The organism is Oscillatoria nigro-viridis PCC 7112 (genome assembly GCF_000317475.1).
In the GTDB taxonomy this organism is placed as follows: Bacteria; Cyanobacteriota; Cyanobacteriia; order Cyanobacteriales; family Microcoleaceae; genus Microcoleus; species Microcoleus nigroviridis.
Genome location: NC_019729.1, coordinates 3,235,956 through 3,255,223, shown reverse-complemented (window position 1 = coordinate 3,255,223; position 19,268 = coordinate 3,235,956). Strand labels below are relative to the sequence as shown.

Here is a 19,268-nt window from a genome sequence, read left to right as displayed (position 1 = left end):
CCAATATTCATCGCGATCGCAACAATTCTTCAAACTCTCGCAGCGCCACACTAGAACCCACCTGCCAGCCCCGATCGCAATATTGAGGAATTAAGGTTTTGAGATCGTAACCGGGAAACCAGCGACTAATTTGAGAGTCTCGATACTGCTGCGAACCGAACTGATAAATCGACAATTGACTTTGACGGTAAACCCATAGTTCTAAAGGTGCTATCGCTTCATAATCTTCTGGTTTAGTCGTGCAAGTCAGATCGATTTCAATCGCTAAATCTGGGGGCGGATCTGTTTCTAAATCTATTCGCTCTTTTCCTAAAATATCTGCGCGATTGTCGATGTAAAAACAATAATCTGGTTCGATTCCTTGTTGGTTAATGCGCTTGAGGGTAATTGGGGTAAATGCGTCCCAATCTCTGCATTCATGTCGCAGTAAAGCTTTGACCAAATCTGCCAGTATATCTGAATTTTTACCGTGTCTGGGCAATGGAGACATAATTCTAATTTCTTGGGTTTTGCTGCTGTAGCGAATTCTCAATCCAGCTCGATCTTCTCGACGGGCTAGCAATGCTTCATAATCTTCCCAAGTTCTAAATCGCAGAATAAGTTCGTCTCCTGGCGCGAGGGAAATTGTATCTTCACTAATTGTTGGTAATACCATATTTTAATTTCCTGCAAAGCTCGCCTCTTTCCAATTATAGCACAGTTATATAGCAGTTGACAGTTACATAGTACCCGAATCAAACCGTTTCTCGATCGAGGGAGAGGGGCTCTATTCATGAGGTTATTTATATCCGCCCGATCCAATTTTGCACCGCATCAAACAAATCATCTCCATCCACCGCAAAACCTGTTAACGGCAATTCCAGCGGTGTATCGGTAATCCAGGCGATATGAATTCCCATTTGATTGTCGGCGAGTTTGCGGGTGAAAGCCGAAAGCGCATCTTCGCAGGGACAGGAGTGCAAAATTAAGGCGATGTGCTGTTTTTGCAGCCGATTTTTGAGTTGGGGGATTAATCGCTTGAATTCGGGGGCGTTGCGAATTGCGGGAATGTCTGCATCTGCGGGGAAGATTGCTTGATATAGTTGGGTACAGAGCTCTTGGGCGATCGGGCTGGTATCGGTTTCGCCTTCTAAGGCGCGAATGTTGAGAGGAACGGGGAAGGTTTTATCGGTAGGTTGGAGTTGTTTGAGGAGTGTGGGGATATCTGTATTTTGTGGGTGGTTGTTGGGTGTTGGGTAATTGGTTGGTTGAGTGTGCCATGCTTGATAAAAGTCTGGGTAAGTCATATTTTCGGCACAATTCCAGATGACTCCGTGACATCTTTCATTCCGACCAAAATCATTTTTGTAGATTTCCGAAGTTAGGCGATTTTTCAAACCTGAGACTGCTTTGGCGAAGTGTTTACCTTTCATAATTTCCAGTAAGCTATCTGCCGGGTCAAAAATAGAATATTCAGGGTGATAATTAGGAATCAACTCTATTAAAGTCGCGATCGCAACTGGGTGATATTTCTCTCTTTTCCCTAAGCTAGATGCCGCTCGACACCGGGTATCTGGGTTAGCTGAGTTGCGAATTAAATCGACTAAAGTGGCGATAGCCACTGGGTTATCTTTGTCTATTTTACCTAAGCATTCTGCCAATCGACACCGGATATCTTCATTACCTGAATTGCGGATTAACTCGACTAAACCGGCGATAGCCACGGGGTTATCTTTGCCTATTGCCCCTAAGCATTCTGTCGCTATAAACCCGGTATATGGATTCTGAGAAGTACCGAGCAACTCGACTAAAGCGGAGATTGTCCCTGGGTTATTTTTGCCTGTTTTCTCTAATTTATTTACTAATTCCGATAGATTTAGATACATATTATAAGAAGTACCGAGCAACTCGACTAAAGCGGAGAGTGTGACTGGGTTATTGTTATCTATTTTCCCTAAGCTTTCTGCCGCTTGAAGCCGGGTATATTCACTTTTAGAAGTACCGAGCAACTCGACTAAACTGAAGATTGCCTCTGGGTTATTTTTGCCTATTGCCCCTAAGCTTTTTATTGCTTGACACCGGGTACTTTCAGCACCGGAATTGCGGATTAACTCGACTAAAGCGGCGATCGCAACTGGGTTATTTTTACCTATTTTACCTAAGCTATCTGCCGCTGACCACCGCGTCCTTTCATTGGAATTGCGGCTTAACTCGACTAAAGCGCTGATTGCAACTGGGTTATCTTTATCTATTTTCCCTAAGCATTCTGCGGCTCGCCACCGGGTAACTTTATTGCGGGAAGTGCGGATTAAATCGACTAAAGCAGCGATCGCAACAGGGTTATTTTGGCCGATTGTTGCTAATCTTTCTGCGGCTTGATAACGATTATCTTTAGGACGGTAGTTGCGGATTGAATCCAATAAAGTTTCGATCGCTACCGGGTTATCTTTGTCTATCCTACCTAAAATTTCTGCCGCTCGCCCTTGGGTAACTTTATTATCTGAAGTGCGGATTAACTCGACTAAAGCGGCGATCGCAACTGGGTTATTTTTGCCTATTTTCACTAAGCTATATGCCACTATTATACAGGTAGGTACGTTATGCCGAGAGAAAAACGGGTAGAAACCGTTCTCAACTGAATTGCGGATTAGTTCGACTAAAGCGGCGATCGCTTCTGGGCTATCCTTGCCTATTTCCCCCAAGCTATATGCCGCTCGCTTCCAGGTGTTTTTCTCAACAGAAGTGTGAATTAACTCTGCTAAAGCGGCGATCGCTACTTGGCTATCTTTATCAATTTTACCCAAGATATCTGCCGCTTGCCACCGAGTAACTTCATCCTGAGAAGTATTGATTAATTCGACTAAAGCGGCGATCGCGTCTGGGCAATTTTTGCCGATTCCCGCCAAACTTCTTGTCGCTTCCCTCCGGGTATATTCATCACCACAATTGCGGATTAACTCGACTAAAGCGAAGATAGCCCTTTTGCGATCGGTTTCTTCCAGAACTTCCCTTGCTATCTCGACAATTGGATCGAGAAATGTCCGCCAATCGTGTTTTTGCTTATTAAAATAACCAAATCCCCAAATAACAATCTGCGACACAATCTCATCAGCAAGGCGACAATCTTTAAACTCAGCAATCCCAGCAGCCGCTAGAAAATATGCCCGATATCCATAAAATTTATCCCACCCAACCTTAAACTTAACCAACGCCTTAATAAACGCTTCCTTCTCATCCTTCCCTACCTCCTCGCGCCCCAACCACAGCAAAATAACCTCTTTCCACTGCTTCTCAAAAATGCGATACCTAGCATCAGGATGTTGCGGATTCTTAGGAATATGATTCAAAAAAAAGTGCCAATCCTCAACCGCCAACGCCGCAAAATATTCCTGAAACGTCGGATGGTAAAAAGCATAAATCCCTTCCAGCGTCTCCCCATCCCTCGCCACTAAATTCAGCCAACCCAAATGACAAGCTAACTCAAACTGCGATGCACCCATCACCCGATATCCCGCACTTTCTCGCAACTGAAACCGCGACGTTTCATTTAACATCCCTGAAAGTGCCAATTTCCCCAAAGCCGCATTCAATTCCTGCTGCTGAATCCAATTCAGGCGCGGTTTTTTCCACTGATACAAAGTAGTCACAAATCGCTGATAAAGCTTAGCCTTAGTATCCGGCAAATCCCCATCCAACGACTGCCAAGTGCCACACAATAACGAACATCTCAGGGGATTTTTCACTAAATCTCGAATTCGCTGTTTCCCCGATGCTGCTAATGCTTCCCGTAGCTGTTGAGAAAGCACCCCCCCAGCCCCCCTTGCTAAGGCGGGAGTAAGACTTTCATTTTCTATTCTGTGCTCCCCTTCTTCTCTTGTTCCCCTCCTTACCAAGGGGGGGTTAGGGGGGGTTCCAAACCATTTATCGATAAATATCTCCACCTGTTCGGGATAGGAAAATTCCAGAGTGCGATAAGTATCAAAAGTATCCAACGTAGAGCCGATCGCATCCCAAACATTCTGCCGACAACTTAGCACAATTCGCGCCTTTTGAATGCAGCCGCCGGTTCTAATTTGCCGCTCAATTTCCGCCAAAGGATTGCCATCCCCCACCGCCATCTCATCCGCCCCATCCAACACCAACCACACGCGCTCAGCATTAAACTGTGCTAAAAAATCATCCTTAATTTCCGCAGTCGCCTCAGCCTTCCCAATTCTCTTAATTGCCGCCAGCAGCCAATTATCAAATAAATACGATTCTAATTCCTTCCCCTGCAAATCTGCCAAAGACACCCAAATAACAATCGCCTCCAAAATCTCATCAGCTACCCAATTAGCAATCTGCCGCAACAGCGTTGTTTTCCCCGCCCCCGGTTCCCCAATAATTCCTAACCGCTTGCCATTGCTTTTCGGGCTACTTCCTTGCTGGATAACTTGCTCAAGAAATTCCTTGTGTTCAAACCCTTGAGTAATTTGTTTTTTCCGGTAAAAATTTAAACCTTCCTCAGCCGCCACATCCTCGCGTCGGTGAGTCACTTTCTGCCTTTCCACCAAACCCAGCGGTACATAAACATCATCTATTTGATGGTTGCCAAAAGTTAGCTGATTGCTACTAAGTCGCTGCTGTTCTTTCTCCTCTAATATCTGCTGGCAAATAGCTTGCCAGTCTATCGGTTGGTAAACAATGCGGCTCTTTTCCACAATCTCCTCAAGCCAAGCATACATCTGTTGCGCTGTGCGATCGATCCGCGTCAAAGTTTGCCCGGTAAAAATCTGAAAAACTTTATCATTTTCCTTGATTTCCCGAGCAAAGTATGCCGCTACCAAGGGAAACAACTCTTGCTCTAACTTGGTTTTGTAGGGTGCGATATCGCAATTTTCTAGGGCTACTTCCAGCAGTTTTTGCTTAACTGCTGCAACCTGATTCTGTTTTAACTCATCTGTCGCCGTCAGCAGCAATTCTATGTCGTCTAAACCTGCAATCGGAATCCCAGAAGGAACAGTTTCTTTCTCAACCTGCTGTAAATCTAATTTTAGCTTTTCGAGCTTGCGTTTCAAGCAATCAAAATCGCGCCGCCTGTGTTGCAGCGAATAGCTAAAACTCTCTCGGTTATCCGTATTTTTCGGATCGATTTCCTGTTTGCATTCTGAGGCGATTTGTTGTTGAGCTTTCAGGAAAGAACTTTTTAGCGCTTTTTCTAAATCGTGATTGACAATTTTACCGTCTTGTGATAATTTTTTGATGCCCTTCAAACAGAGGTGCTTTGCTGCATCATTGGCTTGAGTTCCGACTATCGCCTCGAAAGCAATGTTGAAAAGCCCTAATAGCGCAGCTTCTAGCATTTGACGGTTCTCCTAATTTTAGGCTCGAAGGGGGTTAGTTTGATTATAGGCGATCGACTTTGGTTGCGGGCGATCGACCTATGGTGAAATCATTACATCAAAACTTCGATCGTCGCGTCAAAAGTCGATCGCTACAAAATTGAATTTAGGCACAACTTTCAACTATTTTTCTAGGATTACCACGAAATCCTCAATCATCACATCAAAAGTTCGAGCCAGCTTGTGGACTGCTGCAAAGTCAACCATTGCCATACCCTGAGAACGGGCATAATTGCTAATCGTACTGTAGCCCACGCCCGATCGCTCCGCAACCTCTTTGAGCGTCCATCCCTTCTCGGCCGCCAACTCTCGAACCCGCAACCTTACTAAGCCTTTGCTCATATTCACTATTTACAAAATTTTGGATTTAGTATAATATATCAAAAAGCGATCGCCCCCGGTCATTCGATTTTAGATTTTAGATTTTAGATTTTAGATTGACTCTAAAGATGAATCTGGGAGCTTGAACGTTGGTCGAAAATTTTGCGCCTCTCAAGGCACAAGTCGGGGCTTGTCTCCGTTTTGCGGCGGAGTCAACGAAACTAAAGACGAGCGCCAGTTAAAATTAATCCCGACTGATTATTTCTGTCGATCGCACTTAGCAGAGATAGATTTAGCTACCACCACCAGATGCAACTACAATGATATCAGAAAATCAGCTAAGATCGTCAACGATCGGCGCATCAAAAATTATTCACAAATCGTCGATCGTCAATCCGCGATCGAGATTTGTCACCGAAGAAACAGTAGCACTCCTGTTCAACATATCACCCGAACAGATCTACCGCATCGAATGCTGCCACAACGTGGTGTACGTTCATGCCAAAGGCCTCAGTCGATTTGTCAGCTACGCCGATTTCCCGCCAATCCTAGAAGTAAAACCGCCCTGTGCTCGAGATTTTGTCGCATGGTACAAACGCTGGAAACGGACACAAGCACCAGAATTTTGGACTAAATTCTATACGTACAACTTCAAAACGGCTGTTTCAGTTGACAGCTTGCTTGAGTGGGGTAAATTAGTAGCTACAGTTAAATCGGTAATTTCTGCCTCAGCGCTGCAACAGCTACGAGATGTTTACGCTCAAGAAAAAACATTGATGGAAAATTTTTAAAGCACGCGGGGCAGATCAACCCCCAATTGTTGGTAGCCAGCAAATGTAAGGTGTTTTTCGGCGCATCCTACGGGAGCATCTTACTTTTGCAGCCCAGCTAGAAATTGGAGTTTTGAGGCTCTCTTGCTGCGAGGAAATAGGAAGAACAAAGGAGCCAGAAGAAGTGTTTTTACATATGAGATGCTCCCCATCCTACGGCTTAGAAATGTTCGTTTGTAAGGTGCGCCGAAGCGCACCCTACGGGATAGAGTTTCCGCTCAAAACTCTTCTTTACCTTCCAATCCCCACATATTGGAAACCAGCCGCTTCTAAAGCCTTCTTGTCTAAGAAATTGCGACCGTCAATCATCACCGCATGATCCATCAACTTCGCCATTTTATCGTAATCTAAATTGCGAAACTGTTCCCAGTCAGTCACCAACACCAAAGCATCGCAACCGTCGGCCAACCTTTCCGGATCGGTTTCTACCAAAACTCCCGACAAACCGTGACGCATCCCAGTTTGAGAAACAATCGGATCGAAAGCTTTAACTTTCGCTCCCAATCGGTTCAAACTCTCGATTAAATTCAGCGAAGGAGCATCCCGCAAATCGTCAGTATCCGGCTTGAAAGTCAAACCCAAAAGTCCGACTGTTTTACCTTTGAGAATCTTCAAAACGTGCTGCAACTTTTCAATAGCAATGAACCGCTGGCGTTGGTTAACTTCCACCGCCGCTTTCAGCAAATGCGCCTCGTAGCCGTAATCGTCAGCAGTGTGAACTAAAGCTGAGACATCTTTGGGAAAACAAGAACCGCCCCAACCAATGCCAGCTTGCAGAAACTTGTTGCCAATCCGCGAATCTAAACCGATACCTCGGGCAACTTGACTAACATCTGCACCGACACGATCGCAAATATTAGCAACTTCATTAATAAAGCTAATCTTCGTAGCCAAAAAAGCATTAGCTGCGTACTTAATCATCTCCGCTGAACTGATATCAGTCATCACCACAGGAACCTCCGGCAAAGACGGATTTTCTGCAAACTTGCGATCGACAATCGGCCGGTATAACTGTAGCATCATATCCATCGCCCGCCGAGAGTTGCTGCCGAGAACAATGCGATCGGGATTAAAAGTATCGAAAACAGCACAGCCCTCCCGCAAAAACTCCGGGTTGCTAACCACATCAAATTGAACACCAGTTTTTGCTGCGACTTCCTCACCAGTAACCCCATCACCGCTTTGAGGTTTTTGACGTTCTGCCAAACCGTCTAGTACAATTCTTCGTACCCAGTCCCCGGAACCGATAGGCACTGTCGATTTGTTTACGATTACTTTGTAATCGCCGTCGAGGTGAGCTCCAATTCCGCGAGCAACCGCTTCCACGTAGCGAGTATCGCTTTCCCCAGTAGGCAAAGGAGGCGTTCCCACGGCAATGAATAAAATGTCCCCGTGAGAGACTCCTGCTGCTAAATCCGAAGTAAATTCTAGATTGCCAGACGCAGATGCAGAGGACATTAATTCAGACAGTCCGGGTTCAAAAATAGGCGACTGTCCCGACTTCATTAATTTAACTTTTTCTTCGTTGTTGTCTACGCAAATCACGTGGTGGCCGATGTGAGCCAAACAAGTGCCGGTAACTAAGCCAACGTATCCTGTACCGATGACACAAACACGCATAGAAATCTCCTCAAAGTTAGTAAATAAATCAGGTAGGAATTGGGAATCGGGAATCGGGAATTGGGAATACGGAAGATTTTTACCCTCCCCCAGTCTCCCCGTCTCCCTCTCTCCCACTCTCTACTTTTGGTTTCCCTCAATGCGATCGCGAAAATCCTTTATAGTCAACTCTAAACCTCGATCCAGCGGCACAGTTGGCTCCCACCCCAACCAATTTTTAGCACGAGTAATATCAGGTTGTCGCTGTTTTGGATCGTCTTCCGGCAGCGGTTTAAAGATAATTTCTGCCCCCGGATTAATTGTGTTTTGAATTTTTTGTGCCAGTTCCAAAATAGTGTATTCGCCGGGATTACCCAAATTCATCGGCCCGATTTGGTCGCTATTCATCAAACGAATAAATCCTTCCACCAAATCAGAAACGTAGCAGAAACTTCGCGTTTGGGAACCGTCGCCGTATACTGTCAGCGGTTGATTCCGCAAAGCTTGAGCAATAAAATTGCTCACTACTCTGCCGTCATTTTCCAACATTCTCGGGCCGTAGGTATTGAAAATTCGGACAACTCGAATGTCTACACCATTTTGACGGTGGTAATCAAAAGATAGGGTTTCAGCTACTCGCTTGCCTTCATCATAACAGCTCCGAATCCCGATACAATTAACGTTGCCGCGATAATCTTCTGTTTGTGGATGTACGTCAGGATCTCCGTACACTTCGGAAGTGGAAGCTAGAAAGAATCTTGCTTTCACCCGTTTGGCCAATCCCAACATATTCATCGTGCCGATGACGTTTGTTTTAATGGTCTTGACAGGGTTGTACTGATAGTGTATTGGGGAAGCGGGACAGGCCAGATGGTAAATCTGATCTACCTCTAACCGAATCGGTTCCGTGATGTCGTGGCGGATCAGCTCAAAATACGGGTTGTCGAGCCATTTGAGGATATTGCGTTTAGTCCCGGTGTAAAAATTATCCAGGCAGACTACCTCATGTCCTTGGGCCATTAAGCGATCGATTAGGTGGGAACCGAGGAAACCCGCACCGCCTGTGACTAAAATTCTCATTGTGGAAACTGCCGTTCTGTTTAGGGGTAGGACTGTGGTACAAAAATTCAGTCGCTAGAATGAAACTTACTAATAGAATAACAAAATAGCGATCGACAATGTAAAGACTTATGTGTCACTTTTATAGAATCTTTAATAACTTAGCACTTTGTTCAAATACTTTGAACAAAGTGCTATAATTTGAAAATGTCGGTAGCAATTGTTATTTAAGCTTTAATATTTCCGAAAAAACACTGTTGACATTAGTTCTGTTATTTGTTATTGGTTATTGGTTATTTGATGACTTCGGTCTGAGGTTGGGCGATGCTCTACGCGATAGCTGCGCTTCACGGGCTTATTTGAAAAAACCAGGGTCGATTTATCTCAAAAGCTATATGAGAGAAATTAGGTCGATGTCGGGAAGAGAAGGTCGGCCACTGTGCCACTTTCAACCTGGGTTGCACCCGTTCAATGGGGATTTCTGGAGATTGCAGCCAGAACTTGCATCAGGTGGATTCTGTAGCCTTTAGTTTTACAGTTTCTCAAGAATCGAGCAAAGTTACGATCGGCTAAAGTTGTCAAGGGAGGCGAAATCGGTGCCAGAGTCTGATAAAGTTCGCAGTGTTTGTATCATTAAGCGTCCTGCGAGGATGGCGACTGACTCTGGATTGAATTGGGAGATTCGGGCGGCGCATCTGCATTTACGTATTCAAAAATTCTAAAAAATCGGGTAATAATCTCAGAGAAACTGTAGTTTTACCTGAACCTTTCGGGTCGCCAATACTGTAAATATTTGTAAATATTTGGCATAATTGTAGTTCAAATTTTACTCATACTTTTATAACTCAAATTCAATGTTTATGGATACCGTCCTTGATGAATCAAAACTTGACGCTCAAGTATGCGATTTGGAGCATTGAGTTTGAGTAATCTTGCAGTAGCTTGACCAATCTGAGTGATGCCTTCTATTCTGGCATCATTAAGAACAAAATGTTCGTCCCATACCAGACGGCGTGGATTAAACAAAGGGACAATTTCCTCATTAATTGGGTCTATAGTAGCTAGATCGGAACCTTTATAGCGGTTACAAGATAAACAAGAAAGAGCGAGATTCTCAGCACGAGTTTTACCCCCATGTTTTAAGGCAATGATATGGTCTACTTCATGGCTGTAGATTGAAACATCTTGATGAATCAGGCAATATTCACAGCGTCCTGAAGCTTTTTCAATAACTAATCTGCGGAGTTCGACAGGAATTAAACTAGAAGTCATTTATAAAATCGCTGAGTAGGCTCTTGATTTTAGTAAAATCATCAGATGTTCTAGCTGTTCGTAAACATCTAATTCTGCTATTTCCATTGGATTTAGGGTCGATTCGCGGTTTTTGTCAAGCAAAGTTTGGAGGCGCGTCTGAGCCTGTTGTGAAACCTTGAAATTAACAATGTCTTGTGGAATTGGACTCTTTATCAAAAAGTCAAGGACTTCTTGATAAACTGCAGGAAGATCCCCACTATGAGGGGTGATTTCCTGCTCGATAGTTGTGGGCTTTTTAGTTAGTTCTAGAAGTTGCCAAAGCAATTCTGGCAAGCGATTTTGCAGAGGTTCTAGACGTTGAGCCAGTTCGTCGGGAATTTGAAGGGTAATTGTTGCCATGTTTTTTAGTGACTGACGCTCTCATTGAATCGTAGCACAATAGAAGTACGATCGCCCTTATTGGAGAAATGCAGTGTGCGATCGCCCCGCGCGATCGGGTAAAGGTGCGATCGCGCTTCCTGATTTTAGTCCCTACACCCTACCAATCTGTTGAATTGTGGCAAAATTTTAGTTAGCATTGTTATCGTTGATATCTAAGTTTTGTATTGACAGTTCTGAATCGGGTGAGGTTGGTATTCGCAGGTTGATAAAAAATACTATTTGATTTTTATCTATATTTATATTCGTTACATTAACAAGACAATTTTCAGGTAATAAATCTTTGACTGGTAATTTAGCAGACGACTGAGTTTTATATCCGGCATCCTCAAGCCATTCAGCAATATTTCTCCAGTTTTCTATTTTTTGAATGCCTTTACCCACAAAGGCTTTAACGTATTTATAAATAGTGGCACACAGGTCAGTTTCAACACCCTTGGGATTCTTTTGCAGCTTTTCGGCGATTTCAGCGGGACTGTAGCCACAAAGCAACCCCCGTAGATGCAGCTTTTCTACGGGGGTGAGAGGCTTTCCCTTAACGGCGGCCAAGTCCGAGTACAGAGTTTTTAAGTCCCAGCGGCTTTCTGCTTCGACGAAGCGATCGTTTGTGGATGCCATAGATGGGTGTCTCTAAATTTCCTGATGGAATTCTCACATAACTCCTGATAAGTGTCAGGTTATTACCAGACTCAGCTAGCGTGCGATCGGTGAATGCGACAGCGCAAGTAATGAAATTTAAAAGTCAAAACCTTTGTAGGAGCGCTTTTTAGCCGTCACTGACTACAGTTAGCTACCCGACGACAGGGGAGTAAAGCTGAATTTTGGTAAATTTCTCGCTTTGACTCTAGTTTCGGCCACTGCCAGTAATTTTTTTTATTTATTTTCTGGGATTTTGCATAATTTTCTGGATTTGCCCCTGATAAATAAATGGGAGGCTGCAAAGCGCCTTCTGCAGACTGAGTTCTTTGTGAGTGCGATCGCGACGAAAGCCTTGCTATGCAAGAGTTTTGCTTGCATGGCAAATCCCTGACTTCGCATAAATTTAGGGCGATCGCAGGATCTAAAAATACAGGCTAGCAAGTCATTTTTTCAGAAATGGAGAAAGACTTGTAGCTCCAATAGGGATAAATCTAGTATTCACACTGAGATTACAACATGAACATTAATGGAACGTTGGCTGACGATACTCTCAATGGCACCCCCGATGCAGATTTAATATTTGGACAACAAGGCTCTGACTTAGTGTTTGGCCGTGATGGAGACGACTTAATCTACGGCCAGCAAGGAGATGACAAGCTATACAGTAATGAAGGTAATGATACCGTCTACGGTGGCCAAGGTAAGGATACAGTTTACGGCGGCAAAGGTGACGATCGACTATTTGCTAATGCTGGAGATAACTTGATATACGGCAACGAAGGCGAGGATACAGTTGATGGCGGAATAGATAACGATACAGTTTACGGTGGTAAAGGTAATGACAGCTTATTTGGCAACTTCGGGAATGACATTCTCTATGGAGATAAGGGAGCAGATACATTAACTGGGGGGAATGGTAATGACACTTTCTTTATCGGTAAGACTACTGGCGGCCCTCAGCTTTTGGATGCGGACTTTATTGTTGACTATACAGACGGTGAGGATGTAATTAAGTTAAGCAACGACCTTGGGTTGGATGACCTCAAAATTTATGTGGGTAAAGGGGTTTATTCTGGCTACACGATTATTCAGGATGAGGTAACAAGGCAATATTTGGCAGTTTTGGAGGGTGACGGCAGATTGACTATTGCTGATTCTAGCAGGATTGTGAGTCTGACGCCTGCGCCTTTGCCGACGCCTGCACCGACACCTGCACCGACGCCTGCACCGACACCTGCACCGACGCCTGCACCGACACCTGCACCAACGCCTGCGCCTGTGACGACTCCGACGCCTGCGCCTGTGACGACTCCGACACCGGAGCCGAAGCCTTCAATCACCCCAAGTGCAACCACTCCGACGCCTGTGACGACTCCGACGCCAGCGCCGACGCCTGTGACGACTCCGACACCTGTGACGACTCCGACACCTGTGACGACTCCGACGCCTGTGACGACTCCGACACCTGTGACGACTCCGACACCTGTGACGACTCCGACGCCTGTCACAACTCCGACGCCTGTGACGACTCCGACACCTGTCACAACTCCGACGCCGGCGCCTACTAGCGGGCTGTTTGATTTTTCTACTTCTACTGCGGCTGTCGCCCAAAACTTCGGGACTTTCACTTTAGCTGTTAACGTTACCGGCAGCGCTTTTGCTGACAACTTCACGGGGACGGCTTTTGCTGACGTGCTATTTGGCGGTACGGGGCCGGATACTCTCAGCGGCGGCGGTGGTAATGACTCCCTGAGTGGCGGTGATGGGCCAGATTTATTTATCTACGGTTCAGTTCCCAGCTTGAGTCAGGGTAATGATACTATTTCTGACTTCCAAAGCGGTCAGGACAAGTTGCAGCTATCTGCGGATTATGGTTTTACTGATGTGTCGAGTGCGATCGCGGCCTTGCAAACTACTACTGAGGGGTTGTCTCTTCCCTTGGGAAATGGTGGAGGGAGCATTTTATTTGGAAGTGTGACTTCTCTGAGTGCTGCGGATATTGCGATCGTTTCGACGCCAACTCCTGTGACGACTCCGACGCCTGTGACGACTCCGACACCTGTGACGACGCCGACGCCTGTGACGACTCCGACGCCTGTGACGACTCCGACGCCTGTGACGACTCCGACACCTGTGACGACGCCGACGCCTGTGACGACTCCGACGCCTGTGACGACTCCGACGCCTGCACGTGTAAAACCGACAGCGTTTGATGAAAAATTCTATCTAATGATGAATTACGATGCAACCAAGGCTATTTCTACTGGGAGCGTAAAAAATGCTTTGGAACACTACGAAACTGTAGGTAAAGTTGAAGGTCGCGCCAGTGCCCCTTCTTTTGTGAGCACTTTTAACATTGAATTCGACTATCGGTTTGATACGACTGGGTTTTTCAAGAATAACCCCAACCGTCAAGCTGTTTTAGAATCCGCAGCTACCTACTGGGAATCTGTCATTCAAGATGAATTTGAAAACATTCCCCTTGGCACTAAACTTTCAGTGCAGAATCCTTCTACACAAGAGATAGAGACTGTGGTTTTAGATCGGGAAATTGACGATCTCCTGATCTTTGTAGGCGCTGGTCCTATCAATGCTGCGGGGATAACTTACGGGTATTCCGATCCAAAAGCTTTCCGCGATCGAATCGACGGAGTAAATTACGAACCTTTTGTAGGCAGCATTGCTTTTGATACTAATATCTCCTATTTTGTGGATTCAACGCCATTTGACTTTACTGACACTCCCAGCGAACCTGGCAATCCTGTCGGTGCTGTTCCCAGCCTTTTTATTAGTGCCATGCACGAATTACAACACGCACTGGGGTTTACTAATGGAGCACCAGCTTTCAGCGCGCGAATCAATGGAAGCTCTTTTGACGGCCCCAACGCCAAGGCTGCTAATGGGGGGAATCCTATGCCTCTTAAACCCGCTCCTGACTTATCTCATTTAATCAGTATTGTCAGCAGTGGTGGATTACCATCTCTTCTTGGTGACGGCGGCGGTGCAGGGTTACGAATCCCCACTAAAGTTGACTTGTCACTGTTGGCGGATATTGGCTACACATTTGACGGATTTACTGTTCAAGATTCAACGCCAACCGCTGCAACGGAGGGCGATGATAAAGTCCTTGGCACAAGTTTGCCTGATACTCTCAACGGTTTAGGCGGTAACGATCGCATTTACGGTGTCGCTGGCAATGATAGCCTGATTGGAGGTGCTGGGAATGACCTGCTCTATGGTGGTGGAGGTCAGGATACTTTTGTCTTTGGGGCAGCAAATGGTCAAGATCAGATCGGTGATTTTGTAGTGGCTGATGACAAGATACAGTTAGCTGCTAGTCTTGGTTTTAGCAGTGGATCTGATGTTTTAGCAGCACCAGGAAACTTCTTTAATGGCCCAAATTCTTTTACTGGAGAGCTTTTTTCTCGGATCACCCTCAGTCCTGGAAATACAATTCAAATATTCCATAAAGATCCCCTAACTGCCGCGAATTTTATCATCCTCTAGTCTAGTCGTCAGACAAGTTTAGAATTAAAGCGATCGCCCTTCACGTCCAAAAGTGCGATCGCCCTCGATAATTTGACAGTTAACTTATCAAAAACCCTCCCTCAAAAAACTTATCCTCGGCGAGAGGGTAAATCAAACACCACTTCAAATCGGATGTTGGGTACTCGTTGCCGAAACAACTGAAGATGTCCCTCCGCATCCGATCGGCTGCGATAGCGACCGACGATCGCCCATTGCAAAGTGGGAAGCAAGCGGGCTACTGCCCACGGCTTCAAGTATCCTTCGTATTTCATAATAGAGGAGTCTCCATTGCTAAACGGAGCCAGAGCCAGCGCAGAAACTTGGTCGGTGGATGCGCTGGCTTCTGACATTACCCATAAAAATAACACAAAGTAAGCATTAGTGTGCATAAGTAAGCATAAAGCTGACTGTGGATGCACGAGCTGGACGGGCGAGGTGGCACAATAGGGGAAACTTCCAACAGATTGCAAGGCATGAGCGACAGCGAGCGGATTTCAGTGGTTTTGCCAACACAGGCTAAAAAGGAATTAGAAAAGTTGTGCGATCTCGAAAAGCGATCGATCTCCAACTTTGTCTACCTTCTGATTCAAGAGGCGATCGATCGAGCAAAAGCATCCGGCAAGCTCAAATCAACAGATATTTGAGCCAGACTTAGGAGAGGCAAATGAATCTAGCCGATGAAATTAAAATCAATCAAATTCAACAAGAATTAATTAGCCAAGAAGATGCAAAAAACTGGTTTTTAAGCTTCCCAACCGCATACCAGCAGGAAATATTGCAGTGGCTATCCTACATGGTTCTCCAAGCAGGGGCGCGAGAAGAAGATGTTTCCCTAGCAATTGCCAAATCAAAACTTCGCCCAACTTACACCCCTTGTGTGTTGCTGACTAGAGGGCGATTAAAAGAACAAATGGCAAAGCTTTTGAAACTGCCACCCTCAGAATCTATCAAAACCTTTTTCCTGTTAATGAGTTTATTGGCAATTGCCGATGCGCGCAGGTACTGCAAATATTGTCACTATGGCTGCAGCCACTGGTGGCATCGCGATTTGAGCGATCGCAAAATTTTAGATGAAATTTGGCGCGAGTTTCAACAAAGCATTCTTGTTGAAGTTGTAGTAAGCTGTGATGCGATCGGGCGATCGCCACTCACGCTGCTGCCATAATTTCACTCATTTCAACTTCTTATTTTTCTATACTCTACTTCCCTTAATTAGAAAACAAACTCGGCTCTACATGAAAAAAACTACCCAAAATCAACGCCAATTCTTTACCAATATCTCGATCGCCATTAACCACTTCATACACTCTTGTTTCAGAACCCATAACTCCCACCAAATCCGCAGCCTTTAACTCTCTTTGTTCCATCAAAAACAGCAATATTGAATTAGGAGTAGCTGTGGCTCCCGGTGCATAGTATTCTTGCTCAAATTTTTCAATTAATGCAATCAGCAATTCATATAACTCGTCTTCTTCAGGAGTGCGATCGCCCCGGTGCATCAACTCTTCCACCATAGCCAGAGCCTTCTCATTATCCGCTTCATTTCTAATTATTTTCGGCTGGTACAGAGACAATAACTCTTTGTATTTATCTGGATTAAAAGTAAGGGTCATTTTTCCCTTTCTCCTTATCATACTCTGCATGGGTGAGAATATATTTGATATAAATTAATTTGCCTTCATAATCAATACTAACGATTAATCGATAATTATTACCTTTGATATTAAAAACTGTAAAACCCCCAACTGCTTCGGCTTTAGGAAAAACAGATTGTACCTCAATTAAATTAGACCATTTAGCCTTGCTAGCAATTTTAAACCAGTTATCCAAAGCTTCCCCGCAATCAGCATGAGTTTCGCTGTATTCACGCACCCGTTTGTAGCTGATTATGTGCATCTACTATAAGAAATTTAAACTAAGTTTTAGTTTAGCTCAACCAATTTCTTTGGTCAAGAGCGTGAAGCGCAGCTATCCCGTAGGGAATCGCCCTTAATCTGCAAAAGGTAGAATAGGCGCGAAAGGCTGTTCCTAAAACCCCATTTGTGGAACAGACCGGAAAGCCTGTTCCTAGAACCAACAAGAAGACTGACTGTTTGTGGAACAGACCGGAAAGCCTGTTCCTGACAAAATGCCACACAGATTACGAATCCCGATCGAGCTTCAGCACAGCCATAAAAGCCTCCTGCGGCACATCCACAGTACCCACAGACTTCATCCGCTTCTTACCCTTCGCCTGCTTTTGCAGCAACTTCTTCTTCCGCGAAATATCACCGCCGTAACACTTCGCCAACACATCCTTCCGCAAAGCCGGAATGTGTTCCGAAGCAATCACCTTCGCGCCAATTGTCGCTTGAATCGGCACCTTAAATTGATGGCGGGGAATCAACTCCTTGAGTTTTTCCGTCAATCCGCGGCCCACATTGTAAGCCTTATCCCGGTGTACGATCATCGCCAAAGCATCAACCGGATCGCCATTAATTAAAATGTCCATTTTCACCAACGGATTTTCGCGGTAGCCAATTATGTGATACTCCATGCTCGCATAACCGCGCGATCGCGATTTCATCTGGTCGAAAAAGTCCGTCACCACCTCCGCCAAAGGCAACTCGTAAACCAGCGTAGTTCGGCCTTGACTCAGATACTTCATATCCATAAAAATGCCCCGCCGACTTTGAGACAGTTCCATCAGCGCGCCCACATAAGTTTCCGGCGACAGCATTTCTACCCGCACATAAGGTTCCTCAATTTTCTCGCGATACTGAGGCTCTGGCAAGTGGCTGGGATTGTCAATTGTTAACACTTCCCCTTTAATTGTTGTGATTTGATAAACCACAGAAGGAGCCGTAACAATCAAATTCAAATTGTATTCTCTCTCCAGTCTTTCTTGCACAATTTCCATGTGCAGCAAACCCAAGAAACCGCAGCGGAAACCAAATCCCATCGCACTCGAAGTTTCCGGTTCGTAAGAAAGCGCCGCATCGTTGAGTTTGAGTTTTTCTAAAGCTTCCCGCAAATCGGGAAATTGGTCAGCATCGATCGGGAACAAGCCGCAAAAAACCATCGGTTTTGCTTCTGTATAACCCGGCCAAGGCTCCGGTGCAGGCTTTTTGACCAAAGTAATCGTATCGCCGACGCGAGCATCAGCTACGGCTTTAATTGCCGCGGCCAGATAACCAACTTCCCCGGCGTGCAGTTCGTCTACTGGAACTTGAGTCGGTGAAAGGATGCCCAATTCATCGATGACATATTCCTTACCCGAAATCATCAACAAAACTCGATCGCCCTTTTTGACACTTCCGTCCATCACCCGGAAATACACAATTACCCCGCGATAAGGGTCGTAATAACTGTCAAAAATTAGCGCCCGCAGCGGTTTGTCAACAGTATCCTGCGGCGGCGGCACCAATTCGACGATCGACTCCAAAATCTCATTTATACCAATTCCTTCCTTAGCCGAAGCCTCAATCGCCCCGCTACAGTCCAGACCGATAATTTCTTCAATTTCCCCTTTTACACGTTCCGGTTCTGCCCCCGGCAGGTCAATTTTATTTAAAACAGGAATAATTTCCAAATTGTTTCCCAAGGCAAGGTAGACATTTGCCAGGGTTTGTGCTTCCACGCCTTGAGATGCGTCTACCACCAGCAGCGCTCCTTCGCAAGCAGCTAGCGATCGCGACACCTCGTAAGAAAAGTCCACGTGTCCGGGAGTGTCGATCAGATTCAGCACGTAGTCCTGACCGTCCTTGGCAGTATAATTCATCCGAGCCGCTTGCAGCTTGATCGTAATGCCGCGTTCGCGTTCGAGATCCATATTGTCTAAAAACTGCTCCTTCATCTCCCGTGCCTGCACAGTCCCAGTCGCCTGCAACAGGCGATCGGCCAAGGTCGATTTTCCGTGGTCGATGTGAGCAATAATCGAAAAATTGCGAATGCGAGATACAGGGACGTTAGTCATGTTTTTTATGGAAGAGCTAATCGGCAAAGGATACTTTTTGTTGTATGATCGCACAAGCAAGAGTAGAGTGCTTACTTCAACCTCTTACTGGGGATTGAGAGGAAACCGCAACTGAGGCAAACCTCAAGAGTATCAGTTATTACCCTTTCAAGTGTCCGACCGAGCCCGGACACCCAAAAGGAAAAAACTTTTCTCTGTCTCATTGTACAGAAAGCTGTTAAGCGGTTGAGGAAAGGTGGGGTGCAAATCAGGGACTGCAAATATCTAGTCCAGTCGGTTCTCATC

Annotated in this window: 16 protein-coding genes; 4 read left to right on the top strand and 12 right to left on the bottom strand. The window is 45.4% G+C overall.

What is annotated here, in order from left to right:
- Window positions 1-7: 7 nt before the first annotated feature.
- The 3 genes from OSC7112_RS13875 to OSC7112_RS13860 all read right to left on the bottom strand — a co-directional run bounded on the left by OSC7112_RS13875 (window position 8) and on the right by OSC7112_RS13860 (window position 5,702).
- Window positions 8-655 carry a Uma2 family endonuclease gene (locus OSC7112_RS13875; protein ID WP_015176486.1) on the bottom strand — a complete coding sequence of 216 codons (648 nt, stop codon included), beginning with the start codon at window positions 653-655 and terminating at the stop codon, window positions 8-10.
- Window positions 656-782: 127 nt separating this feature from the next.
- Window positions 783-5,321, bottom strand: coding sequence for a HEAT repeat domain-containing protein (locus OSC7112_RS34495; RefSeq protein WP_015176485.1), 4,539 nt, complete (start codon window positions 5,319-5,321; stop codon window positions 783-785).
- 162 nt (window positions 5,322-5,483) lie between these two features.
- On the bottom strand, window positions 5,484-5,702 hold the full coding sequence (locus OSC7112_RS13860; RefSeq protein ID WP_006632503.1) for a helix-turn-helix domain-containing protein: 219 nt from the start codon (window positions 5,700-5,702) through the stop codon (window positions 5,484-5,486).
- A 299-nt stretch (window positions 5,703-6,001) separates the two neighbouring features.
- Here OSC7112_RS13860 and OSC7112_RS13855 point away from each other — a divergent pair, with 299 nt between their 5' ends.
- Complete coding sequence (locus tag OSC7112_RS13855; RefSeq protein ID WP_015176484.1) at window positions 6,002-6,472, top strand: hypothetical protein; 471 nt, start codon at window positions 6,002-6,004, stop codon at window positions 6,470-6,472.
- Window positions 6,473-6,742: 270 nt separating this feature from the next.
- Here OSC7112_RS13855 and OSC7112_RS13850 read toward each other — a convergent pair whose 3' ends face one another.
- The 5 genes from OSC7112_RS13850 to OSC7112_RS13830 all read right to left on the bottom strand — a co-directional run bounded on the left by OSC7112_RS13850 (window position 6,743) and on the right by OSC7112_RS13830 (window position 11,479).
- Window positions 6,743-8,131, bottom strand: coding sequence for a UDP-glucose dehydrogenase family protein (locus OSC7112_RS13850; protein ID WP_015176483.1), 1,389 nt, complete (start codon window positions 8,129-8,131; stop codon window positions 6,743-6,745).
- Window positions 8,132-8,251: 120 nt separating this feature from the next.
- The gene (locus OSC7112_RS13845) at window positions 8,252-9,190 is read right to left on the bottom strand and encodes a UDP-glucuronic acid decarboxylase family protein (RefSeq protein ID WP_015176482.1); all 939 of its coding nucleotides are present in this window, start codon (window positions 9,188-9,190) and stop codon (window positions 8,252-8,254) included.
- An 837-nt stretch (window positions 9,191-10,027) separates the two neighbouring features.
- Window positions 10,028-10,441, bottom strand: coding sequence for an HNH endonuclease (locus OSC7112_RS13840; protein ID WP_015176481.1), 414 nt, complete (start codon window positions 10,439-10,441; stop codon window positions 10,028-10,030).
- Window positions 10,442-10,822, bottom strand: coding sequence for a hypothetical protein (locus OSC7112_RS13835; protein WP_015176480.1), 381 nt, complete (start codon window positions 10,820-10,822; stop codon window positions 10,442-10,444).
- A gap of 168 nt (window positions 10,823-10,990) precedes the next feature.
- Complete coding sequence (locus OSC7112_RS13830; RefSeq protein ID WP_015176479.1) at window positions 10,991-11,479, bottom strand: hypothetical protein; 489 nt, start codon at window positions 11,477-11,479, stop codon at window positions 10,991-10,993.
- A 537-nt stretch (window positions 11,480-12,016) separates the two neighbouring features.
- On the opposite strand from OSC7112_RS13830, the gene OSC7112_RS38170 reads away from it, so the two are divergent.
- Window positions 12,017-15,007 carry a calcium-binding protein gene (locus OSC7112_RS38170; protein ID WP_015176478.1) on the top strand — a complete coding sequence of 997 codons (2,991 nt, stop codon included), beginning with the start codon at window positions 12,017-12,019 and terminating at the stop codon, window positions 15,005-15,007.
- A gap of 110 nt (window positions 15,008-15,117) precedes the next feature.
- Here the strand turns inward: OSC7112_RS38170 and OSC7112_RS40980 are convergent, their stop codons facing one another.
- Window positions 15,118-15,417: a hypothetical protein gene (locus OSC7112_RS40980; RefSeq protein ID WP_015176477.1), complete on the bottom strand. Its 300-nt coding sequence runs from the start codon at window positions 15,415-15,417 to the stop codon at window positions 15,118-15,120.
- A gap of 24 nt (window positions 15,418-15,441) precedes the next feature.
- Here OSC7112_RS40980 and OSC7112_RS13810 point away from each other — a divergent pair, with 24 nt between their 5' ends.
- Both OSC7112_RS13810 and OSC7112_RS13805 read left to right on the top strand, forming a co-directional pair.
- The gene (locus OSC7112_RS13810) at window positions 15,442-15,672 is read left to right on the top strand and encodes a ribbon-helix-helix domain-containing protein (RefSeq protein WP_015176476.1); all 231 of its coding nucleotides are present in this window, start codon (window positions 15,442-15,444) and stop codon (window positions 15,670-15,672) included.
- A gap of 20 nt (window positions 15,673-15,692) precedes the next feature.
- Complete coding sequence (locus OSC7112_RS13805; protein ID WP_015176475.1) at window positions 15,693-16,193, top strand: DUF5958 family protein; 501 nt, start codon at window positions 15,693-15,695, stop codon at window positions 16,191-16,193.
- 43 nt (window positions 16,194-16,236) lie between these two features.
- On the opposite strand, the gene OSC7112_RS37040 is transcribed toward OSC7112_RS13805, so the two are convergent.
- The 3 genes from OSC7112_RS37040 to lepA all read right to left on the bottom strand — a co-directional run bounded on the left by OSC7112_RS37040 (window position 16,237) and on the right by lepA (window position 18,983).
- Complete coding sequence (locus OSC7112_RS37040; protein WP_015176474.1) at window positions 16,237-16,641, bottom strand: helix-turn-helix domain-containing protein; 405 nt, start codon at window positions 16,639-16,641, stop codon at window positions 16,237-16,239.
- Window positions 16,625-16,924 carry a type II toxin-antitoxin system HigB family toxin gene (locus tag OSC7112_RS37035; protein WP_015176473.1) on the bottom strand — a complete coding sequence of 100 codons (300 nt, stop codon included), beginning with the start codon at window positions 16,922-16,924 and terminating at the stop codon, window positions 16,625-16,627. Before OSC7112_RS37035 ends, OSC7112_RS37040 begins: the two co-directional genes overlap by 17 nt.
- Window positions 16,925-17,168: 244 nt before the next feature.
- Window positions 17,169-18,983: a translation elongation factor 4 gene (gene lepA / locus OSC7112_RS13790; RefSeq protein ID WP_015176472.1), complete on the bottom strand. Its 1,815-nt coding sequence runs from the start codon at window positions 18,981-18,983 to the stop codon at window positions 17,169-17,171.
- Window positions 18,984-19,268: the final 285 nt, after the last annotated feature.

Excerpts from the sequence above, each read along its gene's own strand:
- OSC7112_RS13875 (WP_015176486.1), bottom strand. The coding sequence starts at position 655 with ATGGTATTACCAACAATTAGTGAAGATACAATTTCCCTCGCGCCAGGA.
- OSC7112_RS34495 (WP_015176485.1), bottom strand. The coding sequence starts at position 5,321 with ATGCTAGAAGCTGCGCTATTAGGGCTTTTCAACATTGCTTTCGAGGCG.
- OSC7112_RS13860 (WP_006632503.1), bottom strand. The coding sequence starts at position 5,702 with ATGAGCAAAGGCTTAGTAAGGTTGCGGGTTCGAGAGTTGGCGGCCGAG.
- OSC7112_RS13855 (WP_015176484.1), top strand. The coding sequence starts at position 6,002 with ATGATATCAGAAAATCAGCTAAGATCGTCAACGATCGGCGCATCAAAA.
- OSC7112_RS13850 (WP_015176483.1), bottom strand. The coding sequence starts at position 8,131 with ATGCGTGTTTGTGTCATCGGTACAGGATACGTTGGCTTAGTTACCGGC.
- OSC7112_RS13845 (WP_015176482.1), bottom strand. The coding sequence starts at position 9,190 with ATGAGAATTTTAGTCACAGGCGGTGCGGGTTTCCTCGGTTCCCACCTA.
- OSC7112_RS13840 (WP_015176481.1), bottom strand. The coding sequence starts at position 10,441 with ATGACTTCTAGTTTAATTCCTGTCGAACTCCGCAGATTAGTTATTGAA.
- OSC7112_RS13835 (WP_015176480.1), bottom strand. The coding sequence starts at position 10,822 with ATGGCAACAATTACCCTTCAAATTCCCGACGAACTGGCTCAACGTCTA.
- OSC7112_RS13830 (WP_015176479.1), bottom strand. The coding sequence starts at position 11,479 with ATGGCATCCACAAACGATCGCTTCGTCGAAGCAGAAAGCCGCTGGGAC.
- OSC7112_RS38170 (WP_015176478.1), top strand. The coding sequence starts at position 12,017 with ATGAACATTAATGGAACGTTGGCTGACGATACTCTCAATGGCACCCCC.
- OSC7112_RS40980 (WP_015176477.1), bottom strand. The coding sequence starts at position 15,417 with ATGCACACTAATGCTTACTTTGTGTTATTTTTATGGGTAATGTCAGAA.
- OSC7112_RS13810 (WP_015176476.1), top strand. The coding sequence starts at position 15,442 with ATGCACGAGCTGGACGGGCGAGGTGGCACAATAGGGGAAACTTCCAAC.
- OSC7112_RS13805 (WP_015176475.1), top strand. The coding sequence starts at position 15,693 with ATGAATCTAGCCGATGAAATTAAAATCAATCAAATTCAACAAGAATTA.
- OSC7112_RS37040 (WP_015176474.1), bottom strand. The coding sequence starts at position 16,641 with ATGACCCTTACTTTTAATCCAGATAAATACAAAGAGTTATTGTCTCTG.
- OSC7112_RS37035 (WP_015176473.1), bottom strand. The coding sequence starts at position 16,924 with ATGCACATAATCAGCTACAAACGGGTGCGTGAATACAGCGAAACTCAT.
- lepA (WP_015176472.1), bottom strand. The coding sequence starts at position 18,983 with ATGACTAACGTCCCTGTATCTCGCATTCGCAATTTTTCGATTATTGCT.